This window comes from Pseudomonas sp. NPDC089741, assembly GCF_044748825.1.
Lineage (GTDB): Bacteria > Pseudomonadota > Gammaproteobacteria > Pseudomonadales > Pseudomonadaceae > Aquipseudomonas > Aquipseudomonas helmanticensis.
This window is the reverse complement of record NZ_JBIVGT010000018.1, coordinates 1-26,737: the sequence shown is the minus strand read 5'-3', so window position 1 is coordinate 26,737 and position 26,737 is coordinate 1. Positions and strand designations below refer to the sequence as shown.

The window sequence follows — 26,737 nt, the reverse complement described above, 5'->3', positions numbered from 1 at the left end:
TGACCGGGTTCCAGCGATCGATCACAGCTTTGGCAGTTGCCCGATGCGGCCCATCATTTCGGTGACGATTTGCAGGTCCAGCAAGAACTGGTCAACGGTCTTGAACTCGCCATCGGTGTGCCCGGTGTATTTCACCTCGGGGCGCGCCAGGCCGAATTGCACGCCGTTAGGCAGTTCATGCACCGACGTCGCACCGGCTGAGGTGCCGAACTCGTGCTTCATGCCGAGGTTTTCTGTCGACACGGCCAGCAAAGCCTTGACCCATTCACCTTCCGGATTACGGTACATCGGTTCGGCGACCGAGTAATCGAAGTCCACGGCGACGTGGGTTTTCTTGGTCCAGGCGCTGAGTTTGTCAGCGATTTCAGCCTTGAGTTTTTCCGGCGACTTGCCCTTCGGAACGCGCAGGTTCACCGCCAGTTTGAAGGCTTTGTCATCCTCACCGACGTAGGTGAGCGACGTAGTCAGCGGCCCCATGAAACTGTCGGAGAAGCCCACTTTCAAGGTGTTGCCGAGGTAATCCAGGCCCCAGTTCTCGGCAGCGTAACGGGCTGCGTCGGTGAACTGGTTGTGCTTGAGCGCCACCTTACCGTTCAGGCTATTGATAAACACCAGCATGCGCGCCACCGGGTTAACGCCCGATTCCGGCTCGGAAGAGTGCGCGGAAACGCCGGTCACCGTCAGTTTGACGTCTTTACCGTCAACCCTGGCTGCCACTTCGAAGTTGCCGCCATTGTGTTTGGCAAACTCGTTGCCGGCCTTTTGCAGGCTGGCAGCCAGTTCGGCAGGCTTGTCGGTCAGCAAGGTGACGACCGAGGCCGACGGAATCTGGTTGGTCGCCAGGCCGCCGGTCATCGAAGTGATTTCAGCGCCTTTGCCTTCAGCCGGGCGTTTGGCAAATTTGGCCATCACGGTGCCGTAGCCTTTCTCGGCAATTACTACCGGGTAACCACCGTCCAGCGCCATGTTGTAGGCCGGCGTCGGGTTTTTTTCGAAGTAATAAGGAATCGCGTCACCGCTGGTTTCTTCAGTGGTGTCGACCAGCAGCTTGAAGTTGCGCGCCAGCGGCAGTTTTTCTTCCTTGATCACTTTCATCGCGTACATCGCAACGACGATGCCGTTCTTGTCATCCTCGGTGCCACGACCGTACATGCGATCGCCAATCAGGGTGACTTTGAACGGATCAAGCTTGGTGCCGTCCTTGAGCACCCAGTTTTCCGGAGTCACCGGCACCACGTCGGCGTGCGCGTGAATGCCGACGACTTCATCACCTTGGCCTTCGAGGGATATTTCGTAGACGCGGTTGTCGATGTTGCGGAAGTTCAGGTTGAACGATTCGGCAAGGCTCTGGATCTTGCCGGCAATCTTGATGAACTCAGGATTGTCGTGCTGCGCCACGCCTTCCTTCTGGAAGGTCGGAATCTCGACCAGTTCACGCAAGGTTTCCAGCGCGGCCTTGCCGTATTTGACGCGGGTGTAGATGCCCAGCAGGCGATGGATTTCGTTCTGCTGTTCAGCGGTCAGGGTTTTATTGTCGAGGAAAGCGCTGATGGCCGGGCCGAGATTGTCGCTTTTGGCGATGTCGCTCTTGGCCAGGCTGCCCAGAAACTCGCGGAAATCCGTCACGCTTTTATCGTCGAAGGATTTCAGGATGACCGCGCTCTGCTGTGGCGTGATGTTGGCTTGAGCGGCGGTGGTAAATGACGCGAGGCTGGCCAGCATCAGGGTAGCGGCGGCCAGTTGCTTGAGGGAGAAATCCATTACGGAGGCATTCCTTGGCAGGCAGTTGATAAGAAGTTTCTGACGGAAGCGTCTGAAACGTTTTGCAAACTAACACCGTGAGGGAGTGCCGAGGGAGTCTCGAAACGGGATCTGTCGCACAGAAATGCAAAAGAGGCGCAGAAATGAAAAAGTCCCGGCAGAGTGTGCCGGGACTTTTTTGGTGATTTACATCGACAGCATCAAGCGCCCGGCGAACAGAATCAGGATCACCCCCATGCTGCGTTCGAACCAGTGACCCATGCGCATGAACAGCAGTCGCACCTTGTTGCTGGAGAAAAACAGCGCGACGATCACGAACCACAAGGCGTTTACAAAACACATCCACAAGCCATAGAACGCCTGGATTTGCAGGGGTGTGCTGGCGCTGATGATCGTAGTGAAGATCGCCAGGAAGAACAGCGTGGCCTTGGGGTTGGTGGCGTTGGTCAGGAAACCGGTACTGAACGCCTTGAACAACGATTGCTCAACCAGCGGTTCTTCCGCAGCTTTTTCACCTTCAAGGCTGGTTTTCGGTTTGCTGCGGATCAGGCTGACACCGAGGTAGACAATGTAGGCAGCGCCCACCACTTTGGCCACGGTCAGCAACCACGGGGTGGTGTGCATCAGCGCGCCAACGCCGAGCAGGGTGTACAGCACGTGCACGGAAATCCCCGCACCGATGCCCAGTGCCGTGCAAATCCCCACCAGCCGCCCGAAGCGCACGCTCTGGCGAATGGTTACGGCGAAGTCCGGGCCGGGAGCAACCACGGCGAGAAAGTGGATAGTAGCCAGCGCCAGAAACTCGCCCAGGTAATTCGAATACATCTCAGCTCCAGAAGGTCAGGGGTGAAGCATTGCCGCGATAGCCGACAAAGAAGGAAAGGCTCAAGCGCGGATCCGCCACGCCCGGGGTCACCGAGTGCATGCAGCGCGAATTGAACATGATGAAGTCGCCGGGCTGCGGCCGCACCTCAAGGGTTGGCGGCCCGAGCAGCGCCGGGTCGATGCCGTAACTGTCGCCACGCATCTCGTCGAACTGGTCCGGGGTGATGTCGTCGTCCCACATCTGCAATGCGCCGCCGTCAGTCGGCATGTTCAGGTAAACGTTGCAGGCGAACTGCGCCTCGAGGCTGCGGGCCTGGAAACTGTCCGGCGCATCTTTGGCAAAGATGTCGTGGTGGGCGAGGAAGCACACGCCGGGCTTCACCACGCGTGAAAGGCCGACGTACATCTTGCGCCCGTAGAGGTTTTCCAGATGCGCACCGGCCGGCCATGATTCGTCGAACATGCAGCGCAAGGTGTCGACCGGCGACGAGTAGGGCGCACAGCGATTGCGCAGTTCGGCGATGTTGCTGGTGGCACGCTCGAAGTAGTCTTCGATCAGCAGCGGCTGGTTTTCCGCCTCGTAAAACGCCATGCCGATGCGGCCGATGCTGGGTGCGTTGATGTAGCCCTCAAAGCCTGGAGCAAGGATCTTGTCGCCAATCTCGATCGCCAGCGGCTCGGGCAGAAAGCCTTTGACGCGGATGGCGAGGACTTCTTCGTTGGCCAGTTTTTTTATGCACGTCTCATCGAGACGCTCGACGTCTAGCATCATGTTATTTAGGTCCATCTATCGATAGTCAACGGAACCTGCGAGTGCGGTTCCCCGGCGCCGGACGCTGCGCGAGGGCAGCGTCCGAAAATGCTCAATCCACGCTGTAGTGGACGGACAACGTGCCTTTCTTCTGCGAAAGGGACGCGATCGTGACTGTGCCAAGATCCTTCAGGCTACGTACATGGGTGCCGCCGCAGCCATAGGCCGGGAGTTCACCGAAGCCGATTTCCCGCGCGCCTTCGCGCAGGGACGTCAGGCGTGGCAGATCGTGTTCGATCCATTGCTCGATGCCGGTCTGAAGGGTTTGCGCGTCGACTTCCTGAGCGCCATCGCCGGGTTTGAATTGCACCCGCCCTTCGTCCGGCCAGTGGTGCGCCTTGATCGGCATCCAGCCCATGGCCTGGACGAAATGCCCGATCAGATGCCCGGCCGAATGCATGCGGGTGTTGAAGCGGCGGCGCTGTTCATCAACCCGAATAGCGGTCATGCCCAGCGCAACCGGTCGGTCGACAAAGTGAATGATCCGGTCCGGATCCTGGACCACGCGCAGCACCTGGGCTTCGCCGATCCAGCCGGTATCGCATGGCTGCCCGCCGCCTTGCGGATGGAACAGCGTGGCACGCAGCACTACGGCAAATTCGTTCTCGTGGGGCGTGCAGTCGAGGACTTCCACATTGGCCTTGAGGTCATCACTATGGAAAAAGAGGCGAAGCGTCATATTCCATGCCCTTATTAAAGTTTCTATTTTTATTATATGAATCGTGTAATAACGTGATAATCCGTTCAAACATCAAAGGACTTGTGCGCTGTGAGCATAAATCTACCGCTGCCACTGCTCGGTGAAATGGCGATTTTCGTCAAGGTCGTGGAGACCGGCAGCTTTTCAGAAGCCGCCCGACAGCTCGGTTCGTCACCCTCAGCGGTCAGTCGCAGCATTTCTCGACTGGAAAAAGCCTTGGCCACGCGGTTGCTGCAACGCACGACGCGCAAGTTGCGTTTGAGTGATGGTGGCGAAGAGGTATTCAAGCGCTGCCAGGAGATGGTCAGCGCCGCTAAGTCCGTGATGGAAATCAGCGGCCAGTTCACCCATGAAGCGGAAGGGCTGGTGCGGGTCAGTGTGCCGAAAGCGGTGGGCCGCTTTGTGGTTCATCCGCACATGCCCGAGTTTCTGCGGCGCTACCCCAAGGTCGACGTCGAATTGTTGCTGGAAGACCGGCAAGTTGATCTGATTGACGACCATGTCGACCTGGCGATCCGCATCACCGATAGACCACCGGCGGGTCTGGTGGGTCGTCAGCTGCTGACCATCGACCATTTGCTCTGCGCCACACCGCAATATCTGGCCGAACACGGCACGCCGACTCATCCTCATGACTTGCTTAACCACAGCTGCATTTATCTGGGCGAAACGCCGAGCGATGCGCGCTGGAAATTCAAGAAAGGCAGCAAAGCCGTCACGGTCGGGGTGCGCGGTCGTTACGCCGCCAACCACACCGGCGTCCGGTTGGGGGCGGTGTTGCAGCACATCGGTATTGGCAGTCTGCCGTATTTCACCGCGCGTTATGCCTTGGAGCAGAAGTTGGTCGTGCAGGTGTTGCCGGACTGGACGTTCCTGGCTTCCTACCACGGCGGACTCTGGCTGCTGCATTCGCCGACGCGCTATCTGCCGCCGAAACTGCGGGTGTTTATCGACTATCTGGTGGAGTGTCTGGAGAAAGAACCGACGCTGAGCAAGCCGGGGAAGTCGGGCAGTGCGAGTAACGCCGCGATGGCGTACGAGCTGCCGGAAAGCGAGGGACTGTTGTAACGCAAAAGCAAAAGATCACTGCCCCTGCAGGAGCTGCCGAAGGCTGCGATCTTTTGACTTCAATCAACGAATTGAATCAGTGCTTGCTGTCCTGAGCAGACATTGCCAGCAACTGCTTTTCCTGGTTCCAGTCGAACGGTTCATCGTTCTGTTCGGCTTCGTAGCGACGTTCTTCCAGCGCCTGATACATGTCGATTTCTTCATCGGACAGGTAGTGCAGGCAATCACCGGCGAAGAACCACAACAGATCGCGCGGGATCAGGTGAGCAATTTGCGGGTAACGGCTAATCACTTGAGTCAGGATGTCCTGGCCCAGGTATTGGCTTTCGATCGGTTCGATCGGTAGCGACGCCAGCAGTTCGTCGAAGCGCTCCAGGAACAGGGCGTGGCTTTCTTCGGGAACCTGTTCGGCCTCACCTACGGCGACCAGGATACTGCGCAGGTGGTCGAGCAACACAAGATGATCGGCAACGACGTTGGACACGAGATAAGTCCTCAAGAGCAAAACGGGCGCGGGAGTATAAAGCTCCTGCGCCCGCTTGGACATGGGTCTCAGGATCAGCGGACTTTGCCCTCTGCCTGTTTCAGTTCCTCTTTGTCGAAATCATCGACATCGATGACCTTGCGCCGCGCCGTTTCGGCATCACGCAGGCTCTGCGCTTCCACCGGTTGCAACACGCCAGCCTCCAGCGCTGCATCGATGGCGTGTTCGCCTGCGGCCGGTTTGACCTGACCGCTTTTCAGCGAGGTATGCAGTTTTTTGTGCAGCGGTTGCGCAGCATTCAGCAGATCACTGGCGTGTTGCAACGCACCGACCGCATCGTCTGCAGATTGCGGGCGGTAGCAGCCTGCAAGCAACTCTTCCAGTGCCGGATCGCCCTTGGCCCGACCGATCACGCCAGCCACTTCGGCACCGAGTTTGTCTGACGGCCCGGTGTGGCGACGACCGAACGGGAAGACGATAACGCGCAAAAGACAGCCGAAGACCTTGTTCGGGAAGTTGCGCAGCAATTCATCCAGCGCACGTTCCGATTGGCCGAGGCTTTCTTCCATCGCCCAGCGGAACAGTGGCTCCATGTACGCCGGCGAATCCAGATCGTGATAACGCTTGAGCGCAGCGGAGGCCAGATACAGGTTGCTCAACACGTCACCCAGACGCGCCGATAGGCGTTCGCGGCGTTTCAGCTCGCCACCGAGCAGCATCATGCTGAAATCAGCCAGCATGGCAAATGCCGCTGCCTGACGATTGAGTGCACGGAAGTAGCCTTGGCTGATCTTGTCGCCCGGTGCGTGCTCGAAATGGCCGAAGCCGAGGTTCAACACCAGCGTGCTCGCGGCGTTGCTCACGGCGAAACCGATGTGTTTGAGCAGCAGGCCGTCGAACTCTTTCAGCGCCTGATCCTTGTCCTCGCGACCGGCCAAGGCCATTTCCTTGAGCACGAACGGATGGCAACGAATCGCCCCTTGACCGAAGATCATCAGGTTGCGCGAAAGAATGTTCGCGCCTTCCACGGTGATGAAGATCGGTGCACCGTTCCAGCTGCGCCCGAGGTAATTGTTCGGGCCCATGATGATCGCCTTGCCGCCGTGCACGTCCATGGCGTGGCTGATGCATTCGCGACCGCGTTCGGTCAGGTGGTATTTGAGGATCGCCGACAGTACCGACGGTTTTTCGCCGAGGTCCACCGCGTTGGCGGTGAGCATGCGCGCGGCGTCCATCATCCACGCGTTGCCGCCGATGCGTGCCATGGCTTCCTGAATGCCTTCGAACGCCGACAGTGGCACGTTGAACTGTTCACGAATCTGCGCGTACTGGCCGGTCACCAGACTGGTGAATTTGGCTGCGCCAGTGCCGACGGCCGGCAACGAGATCGAGCGCCCCACCGACAGGCAGTTCATCAGCATCATCCAGCCTTTGCCGAGCATCTCCTGACCTCCGATGAGGAAGTCCAGCGGGATGAACACGTCCTTGCCGGAGTTCGGGCCGTTCATGAACGCCGCGCCCAGTGGCAAGTGACGACGACCGATTTCGACACCGGCGGTATCGGTTGGGATCAGCGCGAGGCTGATGCCGAGGTCTTCCTTGTCACCCAACAAATGTTCCGGGTCATACGCCTTGAACGCGAGGCCGAGGAGGGTGGCGACAGGGCCGAGGGTGATGTAGCGTTTTTCCCAGTTCAGGCGCAGGCCGATGACTTCCTGACCTTCCCATTCGCCTTTGCAGATGATCCCGGTGTCGGGCATCGCGCCGGCATCGGAACCGGCGAGTGGGCCGGTGAGGGCGAAGCACGGAATGTCATCGCCACGGGCCAGGCGGGGCAGGTAGTGATTGCGTTGTTCGTCGGTGCCGTAATGCAGCAGCAGTTCGGCCGGGCCGAGGGAGTTTGGCACCATGACCGTGGAGGCGAGGTCGCCGCTGCGGGTGGCGAGTTTCATCGCCACCTGCGAGTGGGCGTAGGCCGAGAAGCCTTTACCGCCAAACTCCTTCGGGATGATCAGGGCAAAAAAGCCATGTTCCTTGATATGCGCCCAGGCTTCGGGCGGCAGGTCCATCGACTGGCCAATCTGCCAGTCGGTGACCATCGCGCAGAGTTCTTCGGTCGGGCCGTCGATGAACGCCTGTTCTTCTTCGCTCAATTGCGCCTTCGGATAGGCCAGCAGTTTGTCCCAGTCCGGACGGCCGCTGAACAGCTCGCCATCCCACCAGACAGTGCCGGCATCGATCGCGTCGCGTTCGGTCTGCGACATCGGCGGCAGGGTTTTCTGGAACCAGTTGAACAGTGGCGCGCTGAAATGTCTGCGGCGCAGGTCAGGTAGCAACAACGGCGCGGCGACCACCGCCAGCACGACCCACAACACTAGCAACAGCCAGCCCGGCGCGTGACTGAAAATACCCATCGCCAAAAGGTAGACCGCGACGATGCCCAATGCAGGCAGAGGCGAAATACGCCGGTGGGCGAGATAGGCCACGCCGACAATCAAAACCAGTATCCACAACAACAGCATATTCAGTCCTCCGTGAACCAAGGCAAATCGACCCTCCAGAGCTTAGACGGCATCTGCAAAACCGGGTGGTCAGACCAAGGTGATTGAAATCGTGGGAAACCCCGGATGGTTTTCGTAGGTTCGGTGGGCAACACGTGTAAGAAATCGTTCGGTCGATCCGCGTCTTTGCGTCCAAGTTTGGCCGAAACGTCGTTATCTCTGTGCTGAAGCTGTCGCTAGACTCCAGACTCATTCAGGAGATTGTCGTCATGCACGAATATCTGAGTCCCGGCCGCTTCACCGATAGTGACCACCCGGCGGTGGTAGAGTTCGCTGAACAACACCGGGGTGCCAGCCGCGACCCGGTCGAGCAGGCGATCAATCTTTATTACGCCGTGCGCGAGGCGGTGCGCTACAACCCCTACACCTTCAGCCGTGATCCACAAACCCTACGTGGCAGCTATGCGTTGGCGGCGGGGGAGAGTTATTGCGTGCCCAAAGCCACGCTGCTCGCGGGTTGCGCGCGGCATTGCGGGATCCCGGCGCGGATCGGTCTGGCCGACGTGAAGAATCATTTATCGACGCCACGCCTGCTCGAATTGCTGAAAAGCGACATGTTCGCCATGCACGGCTACACCGAGTTTTTCCTCAATGAACGCTGGGTAAAAGCGACACCCGCGTTCAACCAGAAACTCTGCGAATTGTTCAACGTTGCGCCGCTGGAATTCGACGGCGTCAACGACAGTGTTTTCCATCCGTTCAACCGCGACGGTGCGCAATTGATGGAGTACCTGGTCGATCACGGGCAATTCGCCGATGTCCCGGAAATCTTCTTCTTCGAACACTTGGAAAAATGCTATCCGCACCTGTTCGGCGATCAGCAGCCACAGCTGTTGGGCGACATGCACAACGATGTAAGCCGCGTCTGATCCGGCGTATGCTGGCCGCCCACTCATTTGAAAAGAGCCGGTCATGCTGAAGATCTGGGGACGGAAAAACTCATCGAATGTCAGGAAGCCGTTGTGGGCTGCCGAGGAGCTCGGTCTGGCTTACGAAGCGATCGATGCCGGTGGCGCCTTCGGCGTAGTCGACACGCCAGAGTACCGGGAGATGAACCCGAACGGTCGGGTGCCGGTGATCGAGGATGACGGCTTCGTGCTGTGGGAATCCAACGCCATCGTTCGTTACCTGCTGGCCAAACATGCGCCCGACAGCGCCTGGTATCCGGCGGATCCGCAAGCCCGCGCCATCGCTGACAAGTGGATGGACTGGACCACGTCGAGTTTTGCCGGTCCGTTCCGCACCGTATTCTGGGGTGTTCTGCGCACGCCGGCAGACAAGCAGGACTGGCCGGCCATCAATGCCGCGATCAAGGAATGCAACGAGTTGCTGAGCATGGCCGACGAGGCGTTGGCCAGCCAAGCGTATCTCTCCGGCCAAGACATCGGCATGGGCGACATTCCATTGGGCAGTTTCATTTATGCCTGGTTCGAGATGCCTATCGAGCGCGCGCCGCAACCGCATCTGCAAGCCTGGTACGAGCGCCTGAAGCAGCGCCCGGCCTACAAAAAAGCGGTCATGACCGCGTTGACTTAATACCTACTATCGACACACTTGACTGTACTTGTGCGGCGGCGGCAAGCACCATTGCGCACTTGCGCTGCGGTTCGATCCATCGCCGCCGTCTCCTTTTATCCCTTCAATGGTGCGTAAATCAGATATGAGTTCCGCTCTGTCCATCCGGCAGCTAACCAAAACCTACGGCAACGGGTTCCAGGCCTTGAGTGGTATCGATCTGGACGTCGCCGAAGGTGACTTTTTCGCCTTGCTCGGCCCTAACGGCGCCGGCAAATCCACCACCATCGGCATCCTCTCGACCCTGGTCAACAAGACCAGCGGCACGGTGAATATCTTCGGTCATGACCTGGACAAGAATCCTGCGCAGCTCAAGCGCTCGATCGGCGTGGTGCCGCAGGAATTCAACTTCAACCAGTTTGAGAAGACCTTCGACATCGTCGTGACCCAGGCCGGTTACTACGGCATTCCGGCGAAAATCGCCAAGGAACGCGCCGAGCAGTACCTGACCCAACTGGGCTTGTGGGACAAGCGCGACGTGCCATCGCGTTCGCTGTCCGGCGGCATGAAGCGGCGCTTGATGATCGCCCGCGCGTTGGTACATGAACCGCGTCTGCTGATCCTCGATGAACCGACCGCAGGCGTCGACATCGAGCTGCGCCGTTCGATGTGGACGTTCCTCACCGAGCTGAACCAGAAAGGCATCACCATCATCCTCACCACGCACTATCTGGAAGAGGCTGAGCAGTTGTGCCGCAACATCGGCATCATCGACCACGGCACCATCGTCGAGAACACCAGCATGAAACAATTGCTGGGCCAGTTGCACGTGGAAACCTTCTTGCTCGACCTTAAAAACGACTTGAGCGCCACGCCGCAATTGCTCGGCTACCCTGCGCGGTTGATCGATGGCCATACCCTCGAAGTCCAGGTCGACAAATCCATGGGCATCACGGCGTTGTTCACCCAGTTGGCGCAGCAGAACATTGAAGTGCTGAGCCTGCGTAACAAAACCAATCGCCTCGAGGAGCTGTTCGTGTCCCTGGTGGAGAAAAATCTGTCGAAGGTGGCGGTATGAGTTCCGAATTCCGTCCCAACCTCGTCGCCCTGCAGACCATTGTTTACCGCGAGGTCAAACGCTTCACGCGGATCTGGCCGCAGACCTTGCTGCCGCCAGCGATCACCATGGTGCTGTACTTCGTGATTTTCGGTAACCTGATCGGTCGGCAGATTGGCGACATGGGTGGCTTCACCTACATGCAGTACATCGTGCCGGGCCTGATCATGATGTCGGTGATCACCAACTCCTATGGCAACGTGGTCTCGAGTTTCTTCGGCAGCAAGTTCCAGCGTTCTATCGAAGAGTTGATGGTCTCGCCGGTGTCGCCGCACACGATCCTGATCGGCTACACCTGTGGCGGCGTGCTGCGCGGTTTGATGGTCGGCGTGATCGTGACGATTCTGTCGATGTTCTTCACCGATTTGCAGGTGCATCACCTCGGTGTGACCATTCTGGTGGTGGTGCTGACGGCGACGATTTTCTCGTTGCTGGGCTTCATCAACGCGGTGTTTGCGCGCAATTTCGATGATATCTCGATCATCCCGACGTTCGTGTTGACCCCGCTGACGTACCTGGGTGGCGTGTTCTACTCGATCACCTTGCTGCCACCGTTCTGGCAGACCGTGTCGCTGGCCAACCCGGTGTTGCACATGGTCAACGCTTTCCGCTACGGCATTCTCGGCGTGTCGGATATCAAGATCGGCATTGCGATCACCTTCATGCTGGTGGCGACGGTGGTGCTGTATCTCGGTTGTGCACGGCTGCTGGTGAGTGGGCGCGGGATGCGTACCTGATCCACACACAATCCCTGTAGGAGCTGCGGCACGCTGCGATCATTTGATGTTGTTTTTAAAAGATCAAAAGATCGCCGCGTGCCGCAGCTCCTACAGATCGTGTCCGACAGTACAAAACAAAACGGCCTCCCATTGCGGAGGCCGTTTTGCGTTCAGGGCTTTCGGTTTTTCTTGCGCCGCGCCCACTGCCGCGCCACCCACCAGCGCCAATACATCATCACCACGAAATAGGCCAGCGCACCGAGTACCAGGCCGCACACCACCGAACCGAGCAAAAACGGCTGCCACAGCGTCGACAGCTGACTGCTGATCCATTCCCAGGTCAGCTCATCGGGCAGATGCCGCGCGGGCACATCCATCAACCACGCCCCGGCCTGATAGGTGCAAAAGAATACCGCCGGCATGGTGATCGGGTTGGTCAGCCAGACCAGGCTAACGGCAATCGGCATGTTCCCCCGCACCGTGATGGCCAGCGCTGCAGCCACCAGCATCTGCGCGGGAATCGGCAGGAACGCGGCAAACAGGCCAACCGCCATCGCCCGGGCGACCGAGTGACGATTGAGGTGCCAGAGGTTCGGGTCATGCAGCAACTTGCCGAGAAAGCGTAAGGATTTGTGTTCCCTGATGCTCGTCGGATCGGGCATGTAACGTTTGAATAAGCGCCGGGGCATAAGGCTTCTCGGTCGGTTAAGGCGGCAAGTATGTCTGGATTCTACGAGCGGCCCATTCAGACTTTGTGACAATTGTTGACGACGCTCCTGTCGAACACCCGCTATGCCTAAGTGCGGGACTCTCAAGGACGGGCTTATGCGCACAGGGATGATGGCGCTGGCAGTCGGTTTGCTGGCCCCGGTTTTTATGCCGGCCTTACCGCCGGTCTGGTTGATGCTGGCGTTACCGGTCGCAGGTTTGCTGGTGCTGCCGTTTCGCAGCTATCCATTGGTCTTTCTGTTGTTTGGCTTGACGTGGACGTGCGTCAGCGCGCAGTGGGCGCTGGGCGATCGGTTACCCGTCGCACTGGATGGCGAGACCCGTTGGCTGGAAGGACGAGTGGTCGGGCTGCCGCAGAGCGGCGATGGCGTGGTGCGCTTCGAGTTGGCTGATGCACGCTCGCGTCACGACAAGCTGCCGACATTAATGCGTCTGGCGTGGTACGCCGGGCCTACGGTCAACAGCGGCGAGCGTTGGCGACTGGCGGTGAAGCTGAAACGTCCCGTCGGTTTGCTCAATCCGGACGCCTTCGATTATGAAGCGTGGCTGTTGGCGCAACGCATCGGTGCGACCGGGACGATCAAGGATGGCCAGCGTCTGGCGCCGGCTCGCGGTGCCTGGCGGGACAGCATCCGGCAGCGCTTGCTTGAGGTGGATGCGCAAGGGCGCGGCGGCGCACTGGCCGCGCTGGTGCTGGGGGACGGTTCGGGCCTCAGTCGCGAAGACTGGCAAGTTCTGCAGGACACCGGCACCGTGCATTTACTGGTTATTTCCGGCCAGCACATCGGTTTGCTGGCGGCGCTGATGTACGGATTGATTGCCGGGCTGGCGCGCCTTGGAATATGGCCATTGCGTTGGCCTTGGCTGCCGTGGGCCTGTGGCCTGGCATTGGCGGCAGCGCTCGGTTATGGATTGCTTGCCGGGTTCGACGTGCCGGTGCAGCGCGCCTGCGTGATGGTCGCGCTGGTGCTGCTGTGGCGTCTGCGTTTTCGCCATCTCGGTGCGTGGTGGCCATTGTTGCTCGCATTCAACGCGGTGCTGCTGTTCGATCCGCTGGCGAGTCTGCGTCCCGGCTTCTGGTTGTCCTTCGCGGCGGTGGCGGTGCTGATTTTCACGTTTGGCGCGCGGCTGGGCCCGTGGCGCTGGTGGCAGACCTGGACGCGGGCGCAATGGTTGATTGCGATCGGCCTGTGCCCGGTGCTGTTGGCGCTGAATTTGCCGATCAGCGTGAGCGGACCGCTGGCCAATCTTTTCGCGGTGCCTTGGGTCAGTCTCGTGGTACTGCCGCCGGCATTGCTCGGGACGCTGTTGTTGCCGGTGCCTTATATCGGTGAAGGTTTGTTGTGGCTGGCCGGTGGCTTAGTCGATTGGCTGTTTCGCGGCCTGGCTGTGATCGCCGGGCAATGGCCCGCTTGGATTGGCCCGTCATTGCCGGTGTGGGTCTGGGCGCTGGGCAGTCTCGGCGCCTTGCTGTTGCTGTTGCCGCGCGGTGTGCCGATGCGTGTATTGGGCTGGCCGTTGCTGCTGATCCTGCTGGTGCCGCCGCGCGAACGGCTCGCCGAAGGAATGGCCGACATCTGGCAACTCGATGTCGGCCAGGGCCTGGCGATCCTGATCCGTACCCGTCATCACACCGTGCTCTACGACGCAGGCCCACGCTTTGGCGAGTTCGACCTCGGCGAGCGCGTGGTATTGCCAGCCTTGCACAAGCTGGGCGTGGCAAAAATTGATCTGATGTTGCTCAGCCACGCGGACGCCGATCATGCCGGCGGCGCGCTGGCGCTGATGCGCGGGATCAACCTGCGTCGGGTGGTCAGCGGCGATCCGCCGGGATTGCCCGCCGCATTGCGTGCCGAAGAGTGTGAAACCGGTCGGCAATGGCAATGGGACGGCGTCCATTTTCAGCTCTGGCAATGGTCGGATGCCGAGGACAGCAATCAGCGTTCATGCGTATTGCAGATTGAAGCCAATGGCGAGCGCATCCTGCTGACCGGCGACATCGATACCCACGCGGAACGTAGCCTGCTCGACAGCCCGCTGGCGGTGCCGACGCAATGGTTGCAATCGCCGCATCATGGCAGCCGCAGCTCTTCATCCATGGCCCTGCTGAAAACGTTGCAGCCCGAGTCGGTGCTGATTTCCCGGGGCCACGGCAACTCCTTCGGCCATCCGCACCCGACCGTGCTCGCGCGTTATCGCAAACAGGGTCTGCGCATTTATGACAGCGCTGAACAAGGCGCCATTCATCTGCAATTGGGCCGCTTCAAACCTCCGTGGACGATGCGTCAACAGCGGCGTTTCTGGCGCGATCCGCCCGCAGTCGCCCGTTGATCGGGGCGCCGGCGAATACCCCGTCACGGTCGTCGGGGCGGCGGGTCTTAATCGCTGACCGGTATGGTAAAGTGGCGCACTTTTTCGAGGGGACTGTCACTGTGTGGGAATTGGTCAAATCCGGCGGCTGGATGATGTTGCCGATCATTCTGAGTTCCATCGCGGCGATGGCGATTGTCGCCGAACGCCTGTGGACCCTGCGCGCCAGTCGCGTCACCCCCGAGCACCTGTTGGGTCAGGTCTGGGTCTGGATCAAGGACAAACAGCTCAATAAAGAAAAACTCAAGGAATTGCGCGCCAACTCGCCGCTGGGGGAAATCCTCGCCGCCGGTCTGGCCAACTCCAAGCATGGTCGCGAGATCATGAAAGAGTGCATTGAAGAGGCCGCCGCGCGGGTGATTCATGAACTCGAGCGCTACGTCAGCGCGCTGGGCACCATCGCCGCCATGTCGCCGTTGCTCGGACTGCTCGGCACCGTGCTGGGCATGATCGATATTTTCAGCGCCTTCACCGGTTCCGGCATGACCACCAACGCTTCGGTTTTGGCCGGTGGTATCTCCAAGGCACTGATTACCACCGCTGCAGGCCTGATGGTCGGTATTCCAGCAGTGTTCTTCCACCGGTTCCTGCAACGCCGCATCGACGAACTGGTGGTGGGCATGGAACAGGAAGCGATCAAACTGGTTGAAGTGGTGCAGGGCGACCGTGACGTCGACCTGACCGAGGGGCGCGCGTGAAATTCCGTCGCAAACCTCGGGAAACGATAGACATCAACCTCGCGTCGCTGATCGACGTGGTGTTTATCCTGTTGCTGTTTTTCGTCGTGACCACGACTTTTACCCGCGAAACCCAGCTGCGCGTTGATCTGCCGGAAGCGGTCAGCGGCTCGCCGGCCGAAGATCAGCAACTCAAGCAGATCGACGTGGCCATCAGCGCTGAAGGCGTGTTTTCGGTGAACAACAAGGTTCTGCCGAAAAACGATCTGGCGACCCTGATGGACGCGATGCAGAAAGAATCCAACGGTGACACCAACATGCCGTTGTCGATCAGTGCCGATGGCAAGACTCAGCATCAATCAGTGATCACCGCCATGGACGCGGCCGGCAAGCTCGGTTTCAGCCATCTGCGCATGACCACGGTTGAGGCTGCGCCGAAATCCTGATGAGCCTGGCCGATCGTTTGCTCGCCGCGTGGTATCAGGGGCACCCGGCCCTGGCGTTGCTGCGGCCGCTGGAATTGTTGTATCGCCGCGTGGTGGTCAACAAACGTCAGCGTTTTCTCGACGGTGAGGGTGAGATCTATCAGCCACCGGTGCCTTTGATTGTGGTCGGCAACATCACTGTTGGCGGCACCGGCAAGACACCGATGATTCTCTGGCTGATTGAACACTGCCGGCGCAGCGGTTTGCGTGTCGGCGTGGTCAGTCGTGGTTACGGCGCCAAGCCACCGCAATTGCCGTGGCGCGTTGAGGCCGAGCAAACCGCTGACATCGCCGGTGACGAGCCGCTGCTGATCGTCCAGCGCACCGGCGTGCCGTTGATGATCGACCCCGATCGCAGCGCCGCCGTCAAAGCCTTGCTCGCCAGCGAACCGCTGGATCTGATCCTCTCCGATGACGGTATGCAGCATTATCGTCTGGCGCGGGATCTGGAGCTGGTGCTGATCGACGCCGCCCGTGGCCTCGGCAACAAACGCTGCCTGCCGGCCGGGCCGTTGCGTGAGCCGATCGAACGTCTGCAAAGCGTCGACGGCGTACTGTTCAACGGTGCCACTGAAGACCGCGACGACGGCTTCGCTTTCCGCCTGCAACCCACCGCGCTGGTCAATTTGCGCAGTGGCGAGCGCAAGCCGCTCGAGCATTTTCCGACGGGTCAGGCCGTACACGCGGTCGCCGGGATCGGTAATCCGCAACGTTTCTTCAATACCCTCGAAGCGCTAGACTGGCGAACAGTCCCGCATGCGTTTGCCGACCACGCCGAATACAGCGTGCAGGCCTTGAATTTCACACCGTCGTTGCCGTTGGTGATGACCGAAAAGGACGCGGTGAAGTGCCGTGCCTTCGCTGCTGCCGACTGGTGGTATCTGGCGGTCGATGCCGTGCCGTCGCCGGCCTTCGTGGCCTGGTTCGACACACAGTTGATGCGCCTGCTGCCGGATCGGCTTTTGCCTTAACTCTTTTATCCAGGGAATGTTCATGGACACCAAATTGCTCGACATCCTCGCGTGCCCGATCTGCAAAGGCCCGCTCAAGCTCAGCGCCGACAAGACCGAACTGATCAGCAAGGGCGCCGGCCTGGCGTACCCGATCCGCGACGGCATCCCGGTGATGCTCGAAAGCGAAGCGCGCACCCTGACCACCGACGAGCGTCTGGATAAATGACCACCGCCTTCACCGTTGTCATCCCGTCGCGTTACGCCTCGACCCGCCTGCCGGGCAAGCCGTTGCTGGACATCGCCGGCAAGCCGATGATCCAGCATGTCTGGGAACAGGCGAGCAAAAGCAGCGCCACCCGTGTGGTGGTTGCGACTGACGATGCGCGCATCGTCGAGGCCTGCAAAGGCTTTGGCGCCGAAGTGGTGCTGACCCGTGAAGATCACAACTCCGGCACCGATCGTCTGGCTGAAGTCGCGGCGAAACTGGGCCTTGAGCCCGACGCGATCGTGGTCAACGTGCAGGGCGACGAGCCGCTGATTCCGCCAAGCGTGATCGATCAGGTCGCCGCCAACCTCGCCGCCCACACTGAAGCGCGCATGGCCACGCTGGCCGAGCCGATCGAAGACGTCGACACCCTGTTCAACCCGAACGTGGTCAAGGTGGTCAGCGACATCAACGGTCTGGCGCTGACCTTCAGCCGCGCGACCTTGCCGTGGGCGCGCGATGCGTTCGCCAAGAGCCGCGAGCAATTGCCCGAAGGCGTGCCGTACCGTCGCCATATCGGCATCTATGCCTACCGCGCCGGTTTCCTCCAGGACTTCGTGAGCTGGGGCCCGTGCTGGCTGGAAAACACCGAATCGCTCGAGCAACTGCGTGCCCTGTGGCACGGCGTGCGTATTCATGTCGCTGATGCGTTGATCGCGCCGCCGACCGGTGTCGACACGGTTGAAGACCTCGAGCGCGTTCGTCGCCTGCTGGAGGCCTGATGCGCGTTCTGTTTGTGTGCCTGGGCAATATTTGCCGTTCGCCCACGGCCGAAGGTGTGTTGCGCCACAAGCTGCGCGCTGCGGGGCTGGCGGATCAGGTCGAAGTGGCTTCCGCCGGCACCGGTGACTGGCACGTCGGCAATCCGCCGGACAAACGCAGCCAGGCCGCCGCCAAGGTGCGCGGCTATGACCTGTCGGCGCAACGCGCGCAGCAGGTCACTCGCGCCGATTTCGCCAGTTGCGATCTGATTCTGGCGATGGACAACAGCAACCTGCGCAACCTCAAGGCTTTGCAGCCTTCCACCGGCAAGGCCGAACTGGATTTGTTCTTGCGTCGCTATGCAGGGCTGGTCGATGAAGTGCCGGACCCGTATTACGACGGCGATCAAGGTTTCGAGCAGGTGCTCGATCTGATTGAAGCTGCGTGTGACCAATTGTTGATCGAAGTGAAGGGCCGGTTATGAGTTTGCAGGTGCAACCGCAGGTTTCCCTGAAGCCGTTCAACAGTTTTGGCGTGGATGTTCGCGCGCAACTGTTCGCCGAAGCCCATAGCGACGCCGATGTCCGTGAAGCACTGGCTTATTCCACTGCTCACGACGTGCCGTTGCTGGTGATCGGCGGCGGCAGTAATTTGCTGCTGACCGCTGACATTGCGGCGCTGGTGCTGCGCATGGCCACCCGTGGCATTCGCGTTGTCAGCGATGACGGCAACCGCGTGGTGATCGAGGCGGAAGCGGGCGAACCGTGGCATGCGTTTGTGCAGCACACGCTGGCGCTAGGATTTTCCGGACTGGAAAACCTCAGCCTGATTCCCGGCACCGTTGGCGCTGCGCCGATGCAGAACATTGGTGCCTACGGTGTCGAGATCAAGGATGTGTTCGCCGGGCTGACCGCACTGGATCGCCAGACTGGCGAGCTGCGCGATTTTACGCTCGAAGAATGCAACTTTGCTTATCGCGACAGCCTGTTCAAACAGCAGCCGGGGCGTTGGTTGATTCTGCGCGTGCGTTTCAAACTGGATCGCGTCGCCCATCTGCACCTGGAATACGGCCCGGTGCGTCAGCGCCTGACCGAGCAGGGCATCGAACAACCGACGCCGACCGACGTCAGCCGTGCCATTTGCAGCATCCGCAGCGAGAAATTGCCGGATCCGGCGGTGCTCGGCAATGCCGGCAGCTTCTTCAAGAACCCGCTGGTGTCGCCGGCCATCGTCGCGCAGATCAAACAGCAGCACCCGGACGTGGTGGCCTATGCACAAGCGGACGGGCAGATGAAACTGGCGGCGGGCTGGCTGATCGAGCGTGCTGGCTGGAAAGGTTTCCGCGAAGCCGACGCCGGCGTGCATAAATTGCAGGCGTTGGTGCTGGTCAATTACGGCGCGGCAACCGGCCTGCAATTGCTCGATCTGGCGCAGCGTATCCAGAAAGACATTGCCGAACGTTTCAATGTCGACCTGGAGATGGAGCCCAATCGGTATTGAAGCAGCGGCGAGCTTCAAGCTACGAGCTTCAAGCTACAATCTCTGCAGCATGATCCAGCTACTGCTTTTACTTGCAGCTTGTAGCTAAAAGCTTGCAACTGAAAAGCCCTGTCTCAGCAGGGCTTTTTTGTTAACGCTGGGTTAACTTAGCGAGCTAACGATAACCGTCATTTGCTCCACCAAAGGCCCGGTGCAGACGTTCGCGTCGGCACAAGAGAGCCTCCGGTCAGATGCAGATCAGCAAGCGATGAATTCTGTGGCGAGGGAGCTTGCTCCCGCTGGGATGCGCAGCGCCCCTCGCTCAAAGCAGAGAACTGCTGCGCCGTTCAGCGCGAGCAAGCTCCCTCGCCACAGGTTCAGTGTTCAGCTTCACTGATGTGTATCGGCCGATTAGCCTGAGTCGATCTGCGTGAACCACCGCTGATTCAACGGCGGCAGATTGCTCGACCCCATAACCACCAAAAATATGCGGGCGTGCCCATGATTACCCTGAAACTCAATGGCCAGGACCATCCACTCGATGTCACGGAAGACATGCCGCTGCTCTGGGCAATCCGTGACGTCGCCGGCTACAACGGCACCAAATTCGGCTGCGGCATGGGCCTGTGCGGCGCCTGCACCATTCACATCGATGGTCTGCCGGCGCGCAGTTGCATCACGCCGATCGGCTCGGTGATCGGGCAGAACGTCACCACCATCGACAACCTGCATGCCGACCCCGTCGGGCAAGTCGTTCAGCAAGCCTGGCTCGACACGGCGGTCGCGCAATGTGGTTTCTGTCAGGGCGGCCAGATCATGTCGGCCACGGCGTTGCTCAAGACCAACCCGAACCCGAGCGATGAGCAGATCGAAGAAGCGATGGTCGGTAACATCTGCCGCTGCGGCACTTATAACCGCATCAAAACCGCGATCCGCCAGGCTTCCACGCATCTGAAGGAGGCCAAGGCATGAGCCGCCTGCCGAATGATTTCGCCCTGAGCAATCTCAGTCGCCGGGGTTTCCTCAAGGGCGTCGGCGCGACGGGCGCATTGGTGCTGGCCGCAAGTTGGGGTTGGCAGGACGCATTGGCCGAAGACAAGCCGAAGCAGTTCGGCGCCGATGGCATGCCCAATGGCTGGATCGACGATCCGAAAGTCTATGTGAGCATTGCCGCCGACGGCAGCGTTACCGTCGTGTGCAACCGCTCGGAGATGGGTCAGGGCGTGCGCACCAGTCTGAGCATGGTCGTCGCCGATGAGCTGGACGCCGATTGGGCCAAGGTCAAAGTGCAGCAGGCGCCGGGCGATGAACTGCGTTTCGGCAACCAGGACACCGACGGTTCGCGCAGCATGCGTCACTGGTACGAACCGATGCGGCGTTGTGGCGCAGCAGCGCGGACGATGCTCGAGCAGGCTGCGGCTGCGCAGTGGCAAGTCCCGGTCGGCGAATGCCGCGCGCAATTGCACAAAGTCCTTCATACACCGTCCGGGCGCGAGCTGGGTTATGGCGAACTTGCCGCTGCAGCCAGTGCATTGGCGGTTCCAGCGCGTGACAGTCTGCGCCTCAAGCAACCGTCGGAATTTCGCTATATCGGCAAGGAAGGCACCAAGGCCATCGACGGTGCAGACATCGTCAATGGGCGCGCGGTCTATGGCGCCGACGTGCATTTCGACGGCATGTTGTACGCGACCATTGCCCGTCCGGCGGTGTATGGCGGCAAGGTCAAATCACTCGACGACAGCGCCGCGCTGAAAGTCCCCGGCGTACTCAAAGTCATCCAGATCGAAAGCCGTCCGATACCTTCCGAGTTTCAGCCGTTAGGTGGTGTGGCCGTGGTGGCCAGCAACACTTGGGCGGCGATCAAGGGCCGTGAGGCGCTGAAGATCGAATGGGATGACGGCCCGAATGCCAGTTACGACTCGATTGCCTATCGCAAGGAGCTGGAAGCCGCTTCGCTGAAACCCGGCAAAGTGGTGCGCAACACCGGTGATATCGACAAGGCCTTGAGCAGCGCGGCCAGCACCCTCGAAGCGTCCTACTATTTGCCGCATCTGGCGCAGGCACCGATGGAGCCGATGGTTGCTATCGCCCGCTACAAGGACGGCGTCTGTGAAGCGTGGGCGCCGAGTCAGGCGCCGCAAGTTACCCGTGAGCGAATTGCCGAGCGCCTTGGCCTGCCGTTCGACAACGTCACCTTTAATGTCACGCTGCTTGGAGGGGGTTTCGGGCGTAAGTCGAAACCGGATTTCGTCGTCGAAGCGGCGGTCCTCGCCAAGGAGTTTCCCGGCAAAGCCGTGCGGGTGCAGTGGACGCGCGAGGACGACATCCACAACTCGTATTTTCATACCGTGTCTGCCGAGTACCTGAAGGCTGGCGTCGGCAAGGACGGCATGCCGTCCGGCTGGTTGCATCGCACCGTGGCGCCGAGCATCACCGCGCTGTTCGCGCCGGGCATGAACCATGAAGCGGCATTCGAACTGGGCATGGGCTTCACCAACATGGCTTATGCGATCCCCAATGTGCGCCTGGAAAATCCCGAGGCTAGCGTGCACACGCGGGTTGGCTGGTATCGCTCGGTATCGAACATTCCCCATGGTTTCGCGATCCAGAGTTTTGTCGATGAACTGGCGCACAAGGCCGGTGAAGATCCTCTCAAGTACCAGATCAAACTCCTTGGCCCTGATCGCCAGATTGACCCGCGCACGCTGAGCGAGGAGTGGAACTACGGCGAATCTCCCGAGCGTTATCCGATCGATACCGGACGTATGCGCGCCGTGCTGGAAACTGCCGCGAAAGCTGCCGGATGGGGGCGCAAACTGGCCAAGGGCCGTGGTCTCGGGCTGGCAGTGCATTACAGCTTCGTCACTTACGTGGCGGCGGTGATCGAAGTCGAAGTTAAAGACGACGGCACGTTGATCGTGCACAAGGCAGATATCGCCGTGGATTGCGGGCCGCAGATCAACCCTGAGCGCATTCGCTCGCAGTTCGAAGGCGCTTGCGTGATGGGCTTGGGTAACGCGGTGCTGGGTGAAATCAGCTTCAAGGACGGCAAGGTCCAGCAGGACAACTTCCACATGTACGAAGTAGCGCGCATGTCGCTGGCGCCGAAGGAGGTCGCGGTGCACCTGGTGACGCCGCCGGGCGACGTGCCGCTGGGCGGTGTTGGTGAACCGGGTGTGCCGCCAATTGCGCCGGCGCTGTGCAATGCGATCTTCGCCGCTACCGGCAAGCGCATCCGCAATCTGCCGGTGCGTTATCAGTTGCAGGGCTGGCAGAAGGCAGAGGCGTAATGGACAGCGTCGACCTCAATGTCCTGCGCAGCTTGCTCGAATGGCGCCGCGCCGGGCAACGGGTGGTGCTGTTCAGTGTCGTGCAGACCTGGGGCACAGCGCCCCGGGCGCCCGGTGCGATGCTGGCGTTGCGCGAGGATGGCGTGGTGATCGGCTCGGTGTCGGGTGGGTGTGTCGAAGATGATTTGATCGCGCGTCTGCACGACGGGCGGATTGCTGTCGACGGGCCACCGGTGCAACTGATCACCTACGGTGTCACCCGTGAAGAAGCTGCGCGGTTTGGTTTGCCGTGTGGCGGTACGCTGCGCCTGACTGAAGAGCGGATCGGCGATCCCGCGTGGGTCGCCGAACTGCTGGCGCGTTGCGAGGCGCATGAAATCGTCGCCCGTGAGCTGAACATCGACACCGGTGAGGTTGTGCTGTCGGCGGCGAGCAAAACCGATTCGCTCGAATTCGACGGCAAGACCTTACGCGCGATCTACGGCCCGCGCTGGCGATTGTTGTTGATCGGTGCCGGGCAATTGTCGCGCTATGTGGCGGACATGGCGCGGCTGCTCGATTTCGAAGTGTTGATCTGTGATCCGCGCACTGAATTCGTTTATGGCTGGGAAGAGCATCACGGTCGCTTCGTGGCGGGCATGCCGGATGAAGCGGTGCTGAGCATTCAGACCGACGAACGTACGGCGATTGTCGCGTTGACGCATGACCCACGGCTAGATGACATGGCACTGCTCACGGCACTGGATTCGCCAGCCTTCTACGTCGGTGCGCTCGGTTCGCGGGTCAACAGTCTGAAGCGCCGGGAGAATCTCGCTCAGCTAGGCTTGTCGGTGGAGGCGATTGATCGATTGCACGGCCCCATCGGTTTGCATATCGGCAGTCATTCGCCGGCGGAGATCGCCTTGTCCTTGCTGGCGGAAATCGTCGCGATCAAGAACGGCGTCGAGTTGAAACAGAAAAAATCAATGGAGGGCGCATGAGTCGATCCATCGCAGTGATTGTGCTGGCGGCGGGCGAGGGCAGTCGCTTTCGCCGGGTGGCGGGTGCTGACAAGGACAAGTTGCTGGCCGATTGCACCGGTCGCGACGGCGCGGTGCGTTCAGTGATCGAGCAGGTGCTGGTGAATCTGCCGGCCGCTCTCGACAAGCGGGTGCTGGTGACGACCGAGGCGCGACCGCAGGCAATGCGCATGGCGCAGGCTTATGGTTGCGATGTCGTCTCGATTGAATCGACCGGGATGGGCGACAGCATTGCCGCCGGTGTCGCCGCTTGTCCGGAGGCCGATGGCTGGCTGATTGTGCTGGGGGATATGCCGTTTATCTTGCCGTCGAGTATTGAGCGGGTGATCGCAGCCATAGCTGATGATGCGGTGAGCGTGCCGGTGCAGGATGGCGAATTTGGGCATCCAGTGGGGTTTGGCCGGTCGTTTGGTGCGGGGTTGCTGGCGCTGAGCGGTGATCGCGGGGCTCGGCCGTTGTTCAAGCAGGGCCGGGTGATTGAGGTGACGGTGGATGATCCCGGGGTGTTGTGGGATATCGATGTACCGCAGGCATTGGTTTTTAAATAACAGCAAGATCAAAAGATCGTCCGAACGCGGCCCGAGCCTTCGGACGATCTTTTGATCTTATAAAAGGGCATAAAAAAGCCCCGCCTGGTTTTCACCGGGCGGGGCTTTTTAACGGCTTCGGGAATTACACGAGAGGTTTAGGCTCGTGTTGTTTTTCCTCGGCCTCTTGGTGATGCTCTACCGCGTCCTGAACGGAGCGTGGTGCTTCAGCGATGACCGCCTCAACAACCGCCTCTTCAGCGACCGGGGCAGGAGCTGCCTCGACCACTTCAGCTACCGGAGCAGCAGCGGCAGCCAGTTCGGCTTCCTTCTGCAGACGCTCTTCTTCACGCTTGCGACGACGCACTTCACGTGGATCGTTTGGCGCGCGGCCGTTTGCTGCCAGGGCGCTGACCGGAGCCGGTGCTTCAACTACTGGAGCTGGGGCTTCGGCAACTACCGGCACTTCAACTGCAGGCGCTTCAACCACCGGAGCTTCAACGACTGGCGCTGGAGCAGGTTCGGCGGCCGCAACCACGGGCTCGGAAACCATGGCTTGCGGGACTTCAGCTTCAGCAACAGGTGCTGGTGCTTCGGTCACAGCCGGCTCGGCAACCCAGTTGAAGGCGGTCTGTTCTTCACGAACTTCACGCACGGTTTCGGTCACGGTTTCAGCAACGGTTTCAACCGTCGACTCGGCAACCACAACGGGTGCTGGCTCGACCTGAGGCAGGGTTTCCTGAACCGGTGCCACTTCGACTTCCGGAGCAGCAATCACTTCTACCGGAGTGGTCGCTTCAACAACCGGCGCTTCCACTGGCGCAGTTTCCTGCACAGCGGCAGTGGCGCGTTCAGCTTGCTCGTGGGCCTGTGCTTCAGCCGGAGCGCTGATCACGCTGCTGGCAACCGCGGCAGTTACTGCGAGGCCGGCAGCCAGATCGGCAGTGCTTGGCTCTTCAGCATTTTCGGACTCGGAGTCGGATTCTTCCGAACCTTCGATCACGTTGCCGTTGGCATCACGCTGACGCTCACGACGGTTGCTGCGACGACGCTGGCCGCGCGAGCGACGACGTGGACGATCGCCTTCGGCGTTCTCCGAACCGTCTTCCGGCAGTTGCTCTTCAGCAGTGATCACTTCTTCTTCGGCAACGGCAGCAACGGCCTGCTCGGCGCGTGGTTGACGCTCTTCACGCGGCGGACGCGGTGCGCGCTCTTCACGTGGCTGACGGGCTGGACGCTCTTCAGCAGTTACGGCAACGGCAGCTGCAGCAGCCGGAACGGCGTCAAGCGGCTCGCGCAGTTCACGTACGCGTTCTTCACGCTCGCCACGTGGCTTGCGATCTTCACGCGGAGCACGTGGTGCACGTTCTTCACGCGGGGCACGTGGTGCGCGCTCTTCGCGGGCTACCGGTGCTTCGGTGCGAGTTTCACGCGGCTCACGGGCTTCACGTGGCGCGCGCTCTTCACGCGGCTCGCGCGGTGCACGTTCTTCACGTGGTGCACGTTCTTCGCGCGGCTTGCGCTCTTCATCGCGGCGACCGTTACGGTTGCGGCTCTGCTGACGACCGTTGCGACGCTCTTCGTTGCGGGCCGGACGCTCGGCAGCCGGTTTTTCAACGGCAACCGGAGCGGCTGGCTCTTCTTTGGTGGCGAACAGGCTGACCAGCGATTTCACCAGGCCTTTGAACAGGCTTGGCTCTGGCACGGCGACTGGCGCCGGTGCCGGTGCAGCCGGAGCGGCGGCGGCTTCGGTTGGAACCGGAGCGTTGGCGCGGGCCGGTGCAGTCTTGACCGCGGCTTCCTGGCGAACCAGGGTGCGGGTCGCAGCGGCTGGCTGGACTTCTTCGACTTCGGCAGCGGCAGCAGCGATTTCGTAGCTGGACTGGTTGGTCGCGGCTTCCGGGCTGTCGTCACGCAGACGCTGCACTTCGAAGTGCGGCGTTTCGAGGTGATCGTTCGGCAGGATGACGATACGGGCACGGGTGCGCAGTTCGATCTTGGTGATCGAGTTGCGTTTTTCGTTGAGCAGGAACGCGGCCACCGGGATCGGCACTTGTGCGCGAACTTCGGCAGTGCGGTCTTTCAGGGCTTCTTCTTCGATCAGGCGCAGGATCGCCAGCGACAGCGATTCAACGTCACGGATGATGCCGGTGCCGTTGCAACGCGGGCAGACGATGCCGCTGCTTTCGCCCAGCGATGGACGCAGACGCTGACGCGACATTTCCAGCAGGCCGAAGCGCGAGATACGGCCGATCTGCACGCGAGCGCGGTCGGCTTCCAGGCATTCGCGGACTTTCTCTTCCACGGCGCGCTGGAAAGCGGTCTCGATCTGGCTTTCGATCTGGAAACGGTTGAACAGCGGCACGCTGTCTTCGTACAGCTTGATCTTGCTGGCGTACTGCGGCATTACCTGACGGATGAAGGTCAGGGCTTCGTCCTGGGCCTCAACGCTGTCGATCAACACTTCGCCGATGTCCTGGCGCAGGTAATCGCGGATGGCGCGGATGATCACGTTGCTTTCCTGGTAGATCAGGAATGGCGCGGAACGATCCAGCGATGCTTCTTTGATAGCGGTCCACAGTTGCAGCAGGGCATCGAGCTCCCACTGCCTGTCTGCGCGGCTGCGGCCACGGCCTGCAGTGCGACCGATCCGGCCCCTGAGGGCGGGGGGGGCCAGGGC

At 60.5% G+C, this 26,737-nt stretch carries 25 protein-coding genes; 17 read left to right on the top strand and 8 right to left on the bottom strand.

Annotation, left to right across the window (positions count from 1 at the left end):
- Window positions 1-21: 21 nt before the first annotated feature.
- The 4 genes from ACIPZE_RS17825 to ACIPZE_RS17810 all read right to left on the bottom strand — a co-directional run bounded on the left by ACIPZE_RS17825 (window position 22) and on the right by ACIPZE_RS17810 (window position 4,076).
- Window positions 22-1,761, bottom strand: a complete 1,740-nt coding sequence (locus tag ACIPZE_RS17825; protein WP_400774273.1) for a dipeptidase — start codon at window positions 1,759-1,761, stop codon at window positions 22-24.
- 186 nt (window positions 1,762-1,947) lie between these two features.
- Window positions 1,948-2,586, bottom strand: coding sequence for a LysE family translocator (locus ACIPZE_RS17820; RefSeq protein WP_129395052.1), 639 nt, complete (start codon window positions 2,584-2,586; stop codon window positions 1,948-1,950).
- Between the two features lies 1 nt (window position 2,587).
- Window positions 2,588-3,358, bottom strand: a complete 771-nt coding sequence (locus ACIPZE_RS17815; protein WP_129395051.1) for a 2OG-Fe(II) oxygenase — start codon at window positions 3,356-3,358, stop codon at window positions 2,588-2,590.
- Window positions 3,359-3,449: 91 nt separating this feature from the next.
- Complete coding sequence (locus tag ACIPZE_RS17810; protein WP_400774269.1) at window positions 3,450-4,076, bottom strand: alanyl-tRNA editing protein; 627 nt, start codon at window positions 4,074-4,076, stop codon at window positions 3,450-3,452.
- Window positions 4,077-4,166: 90 nt separating this feature from the next.
- On the opposite strand from ACIPZE_RS17810, the gene ACIPZE_RS17805 reads away from it, so the two are divergent.
- Complete coding sequence (locus ACIPZE_RS17805; RefSeq protein ID WP_283439114.1) at window positions 4,167-5,165, top strand: LysR family transcriptional regulator; 999 nt, start codon at window positions 4,167-4,169, stop codon at window positions 5,163-5,165.
- 76 nt (window positions 5,166-5,241) lie between these two features.
- On the opposite strand, the gene ACIPZE_RS17800 is transcribed toward ACIPZE_RS17805, so the two are convergent.
- Together ACIPZE_RS17800 and ACIPZE_RS17795 are read right to left on the bottom strand one after the other, a co-directional pair.
- Window positions 5,242-5,649: a PA2817 family protein gene (locus ACIPZE_RS17800; RefSeq protein WP_283439113.1), complete on the bottom strand. Its 408-nt coding sequence runs from the start codon at window positions 5,647-5,649 to the stop codon at window positions 5,242-5,244.
- Between the two features lie 74 nt (window positions 5,650-5,723).
- Window positions 5,724-8,171 carry an acyl-CoA dehydrogenase gene (locus tag ACIPZE_RS17795; RefSeq protein ID WP_400774266.1) on the bottom strand — a complete coding sequence of 816 codons (2,448 nt, stop codon included), beginning with the start codon at window positions 8,169-8,171 and terminating at the stop codon, window positions 5,724-5,726.
- Between the two features lie 248 nt (window positions 8,172-8,419).
- Here ACIPZE_RS17795 and ACIPZE_RS17790 point away from each other — a divergent pair, with 248 nt between their 5' ends.
- The 4 genes from ACIPZE_RS17790 (at window position 8,420) to ACIPZE_RS17775 (ending at window position 11,579) form a co-directional block, all read left to right on the top strand.
- A complete protein-coding gene (locus ACIPZE_RS17790; RefSeq protein ID WP_400774264.1) occupies window positions 8,420-9,079 on the top strand; it encodes a transglutaminase family protein in 660 nt (219 codons plus the stop codon).
- Window positions 9,080-9,122: 43 nt separating this feature from the next.
- A complete protein-coding gene (locus tag ACIPZE_RS17785; protein ID WP_283439110.1) occupies window positions 9,123-9,746 on the top strand; it encodes a glutathione S-transferase family protein in 624 nt (207 codons plus the stop codon).
- A gap of 124 nt (window positions 9,747-9,870) precedes the next feature.
- Window positions 9,871-10,803 carry an ABC transporter ATP-binding protein gene (locus tag ACIPZE_RS17780; protein WP_129395044.1) on the top strand — a complete coding sequence of 311 codons (933 nt, stop codon included), beginning with the start codon at window positions 9,871-9,873 and terminating at the stop codon, window positions 10,801-10,803.
- Window positions 10,800-11,579: an ABC transporter permease gene (locus ACIPZE_RS17775; protein WP_129395043.1), complete on the top strand. Its 780-nt coding sequence runs from the start codon at window positions 10,800-10,802 to the stop codon at window positions 11,577-11,579. The genes ACIPZE_RS17780 and ACIPZE_RS17775 overlap by 4 nt, the downstream gene beginning before the upstream one ends.
- Before the next feature lie 152 nt (window positions 11,580-11,731).
- On the opposite strand, the gene ACIPZE_RS17770 is transcribed toward ACIPZE_RS17775, so the two are convergent.
- Window positions 11,732-12,250 carry a DUF2062 domain-containing protein gene (locus tag ACIPZE_RS17770; protein ID WP_129395042.1) on the bottom strand — a complete coding sequence of 173 codons (519 nt, stop codon included), beginning with the start codon at window positions 12,248-12,250 and terminating at the stop codon, window positions 11,732-11,734.
- Window positions 12,251-12,386: 136 nt separating this feature from the next.
- On the opposite strand from ACIPZE_RS17770, the gene ACIPZE_RS17765 reads away from it, so the two are divergent.
- The 12 genes from ACIPZE_RS17765 (at window position 12,387) to ACIPZE_RS17710 (ending at window position 24,078) form a co-directional block, all read left to right on the top strand.
- Window positions 12,387-14,621 (top strand): DNA internalization-related competence protein ComEC/Rec2, encoded by a 2,235-nt coding sequence (locus ACIPZE_RS17765; protein ID WP_283439109.1) that lies wholly within the window; start codon window positions 12,387-12,389, stop codon window positions 14,619-14,621.
- A gap of 101 nt (window positions 14,622-14,722) precedes the next feature.
- Window positions 14,723-15,358: a MotA/TolQ/ExbB proton channel family protein gene (locus tag ACIPZE_RS17760; protein WP_129395040.1), complete on the top strand. Its 636-nt coding sequence runs from the start codon at window positions 14,723-14,725 to the stop codon at window positions 15,356-15,358.
- Window positions 15,355-15,783, top strand: a complete 429-nt coding sequence (locus ACIPZE_RS17755; RefSeq protein WP_103307264.1) for a biopolymer transporter ExbD — start codon at window positions 15,355-15,357, stop codon at window positions 15,781-15,783. Before ACIPZE_RS17760 ends, ACIPZE_RS17755 begins: the two co-directional genes overlap by 4 nt.
- Entirely contained in the window at window positions 15,783-16,793 is a 1,011-nt protein-coding gene (lpxK, locus tag ACIPZE_RS17750; protein ID WP_283439108.1) for a tetraacyldisaccharide 4'-kinase, read from the top strand. The genes ACIPZE_RS17755 and lpxK overlap by 1 nt, the downstream gene beginning before the upstream one ends.
- A gap of 22 nt (window positions 16,794-16,815) precedes the next feature.
- Window positions 16,816-17,001, top strand: coding sequence for a Trm112 family protein (locus ACIPZE_RS17745; RefSeq protein WP_003174668.1), 186 nt, complete (start codon window positions 16,816-16,818; stop codon window positions 16,999-17,001).
- Complete coding sequence (gene kdsB, locus ACIPZE_RS17740; RefSeq protein ID WP_400774257.1) at window positions 16,998-17,762, top strand: 3-deoxy-manno-octulosonate cytidylyltransferase; 765 nt, start codon at window positions 16,998-17,000, stop codon at window positions 17,760-17,762. Before ACIPZE_RS17745 ends, kdsB begins: the two co-directional genes overlap by 4 nt.
- Window positions 17,762-18,226 carry a low molecular weight protein-tyrosine-phosphatase gene (locus ACIPZE_RS17735; protein ID WP_283439106.1) on the top strand — a complete coding sequence of 155 codons (465 nt, stop codon included), beginning with the start codon at window positions 17,762-17,764 and terminating at the stop codon, window positions 18,224-18,226. The genes kdsB and ACIPZE_RS17735 overlap by 1 nt, the downstream gene beginning before the upstream one ends.
- A complete protein-coding gene (gene murB / locus ACIPZE_RS17730; protein WP_400774253.1) occupies window positions 18,223-19,242 on the top strand; it encodes a UDP-N-acetylmuramate dehydrogenase in 1,020 nt (339 codons plus the stop codon). Before ACIPZE_RS17735 ends, murB begins: the two co-directional genes overlap by 4 nt.
- Before the next feature lie 480 nt (window positions 19,243-19,722).
- Entirely contained in the window at window positions 19,723-20,193 is a 471-nt protein-coding gene (locus tag ACIPZE_RS17725) for a (2Fe-2S)-binding protein (RefSeq protein ID WP_008086294.1), read from the top strand.
- Window positions 20,190-22,511, top strand: a complete 2,322-nt coding sequence (locus ACIPZE_RS17720; RefSeq protein ID WP_283439104.1) for a xanthine dehydrogenase family protein molybdopterin-binding subunit — start codon at window positions 20,190-20,192, stop codon at window positions 22,509-22,511. Before ACIPZE_RS17725 ends, ACIPZE_RS17720 begins: the two co-directional genes overlap by 4 nt.
- Entirely contained in the window at window positions 22,511-23,491 is a 981-nt protein-coding gene (locus tag ACIPZE_RS17715; RefSeq protein WP_400774249.1) for an XdhC family protein, read from the top strand. Before ACIPZE_RS17720 ends, ACIPZE_RS17715 begins: the two co-directional genes overlap by 1 nt.
- Complete coding sequence (locus tag ACIPZE_RS17710; RefSeq protein ID WP_400774247.1) at window positions 23,488-24,078, top strand: nucleotidyltransferase family protein; 591 nt, start codon at window positions 23,488-23,490, stop codon at window positions 24,076-24,078. Before ACIPZE_RS17715 ends, ACIPZE_RS17710 begins: the two co-directional genes overlap by 4 nt.
- A gap of 124 nt (window positions 24,079-24,202) precedes the next feature.
- On the opposite strand, the gene ACIPZE_RS17705 is transcribed toward ACIPZE_RS17710, so the two are convergent.
- A partial coding sequence (locus ACIPZE_RS17705) for a ribonuclease E/G (RefSeq protein WP_400774244.1) occupies window positions 24,203-26,737 on the bottom strand: 2,535 nt, incomplete at its 5' end.

Bases quoted from the DNA above. Each gene is read 5' to 3' on its own strand.
- ACIPZE_RS17745 (WP_003174668.1), top strand. From the start codon at position 16,816: ATGGACACCAAATTGCTCGACATCCTCGCGTGCCCGATCTGCAAAGGC.
- ACIPZE_RS17815 (WP_129395051.1), bottom strand. From the start codon at position 3,358: ATGATGCTAGACGTCGAGCGTCTCGATGAGACGTGCATAAAAAAACTG.
- ACIPZE_RS17825 (WP_400774273.1), bottom strand. From the start codon at position 1,761: ATGGATTTCTCCCTCAAGCAACTGGCCGCCGCTACCCTGATGCTGGCC.
- ACIPZE_RS17770 (WP_129395042.1), bottom strand. From the start codon at position 12,250: ATGCCCCGGCGCTTATTCAAACGTTACATGCCCGATCCGACGAGCATC.
- ACIPZE_RS17735 (WP_283439106.1), top strand. From the start codon at position 17,762: ATGCGCGTTCTGTTTGTGTGCCTGGGCAATATTTGCCGTTCGCCCACG.
- ACIPZE_RS17795 (WP_400774266.1), bottom strand. From the start codon at position 8,171: ATGCTGTTGTTGTGGATACTGGTTTTGATTGTCGGCGTGGCCTATCTC.
- ACIPZE_RS17725 (WP_008086294.1), top strand. From the start codon at position 19,723: ATGATTACCCTGAAACTCAATGGCCAGGACCATCCACTCGATGTCACG.
- kdsB (WP_400774257.1), top strand. From the start codon at position 16,998: ATGACCACCGCCTTCACCGTTGTCATCCCGTCGCGTTACGCCTCGACC.
- ACIPZE_RS17785 (WP_283439110.1), top strand. From the start codon at position 9,123: ATGCTGAAGATCTGGGGACGGAAAAACTCATCGAATGTCAGGAAGCCG.
- ACIPZE_RS17715 (WP_400774249.1), top strand. From the start codon at position 22,511: ATGGACAGCGTCGACCTCAATGTCCTGCGCAGCTTGCTCGAATGGCGC.
- ACIPZE_RS17710 (WP_400774247.1), top strand. From the start codon at position 23,488: ATGAGTCGATCCATCGCAGTGATTGTGCTGGCGGCGGGCGAGGGCAGT.
- ACIPZE_RS17780 (WP_129395044.1), top strand. From the start codon at position 9,871: ATGAGTTCCGCTCTGTCCATCCGGCAGCTAACCAAAACCTACGGCAAC.
- ACIPZE_RS17820 (WP_129395052.1), bottom strand. From the start codon at position 2,586: ATGTATTCGAATTACCTGGGCGAGTTTCTGGCGCTGGCTACTATCCAC.
- lpxK (WP_283439108.1), top strand. From the start codon at position 15,783: ATGAGCCTGGCCGATCGTTTGCTCGCCGCGTGGTATCAGGGGCACCCG.
- ACIPZE_RS17765 (WP_283439109.1), top strand. From the start codon at position 12,387: ATGCGCACAGGGATGATGGCGCTGGCAGTCGGTTTGCTGGCCCCGGTT.
- ACIPZE_RS17775 (WP_129395043.1), top strand. From the start codon at position 10,800: ATGAGTTCCGAATTCCGTCCCAACCTCGTCGCCCTGCAGACCATTGTT.
- murB (WP_400774253.1), top strand. From the start codon at position 18,223: ATGAGTTTGCAGGTGCAACCGCAGGTTTCCCTGAAGCCGTTCAACAGT.
- ACIPZE_RS17810 (WP_400774269.1), bottom strand. From the start codon at position 4,076: ATGACGCTTCGCCTCTTTTTCCATAGTGATGACCTCAAGGCCAATGTG.
- ACIPZE_RS17790 (WP_400774264.1), top strand. From the start codon at position 8,420: ATGCACGAATATCTGAGTCCCGGCCGCTTCACCGATAGTGACCACCCG.
- ACIPZE_RS17720 (WP_283439104.1), top strand. From the start codon at position 20,190: ATGAGCCGCCTGCCGAATGATTTCGCCCTGAGCAATCTCAGTCGCCGG.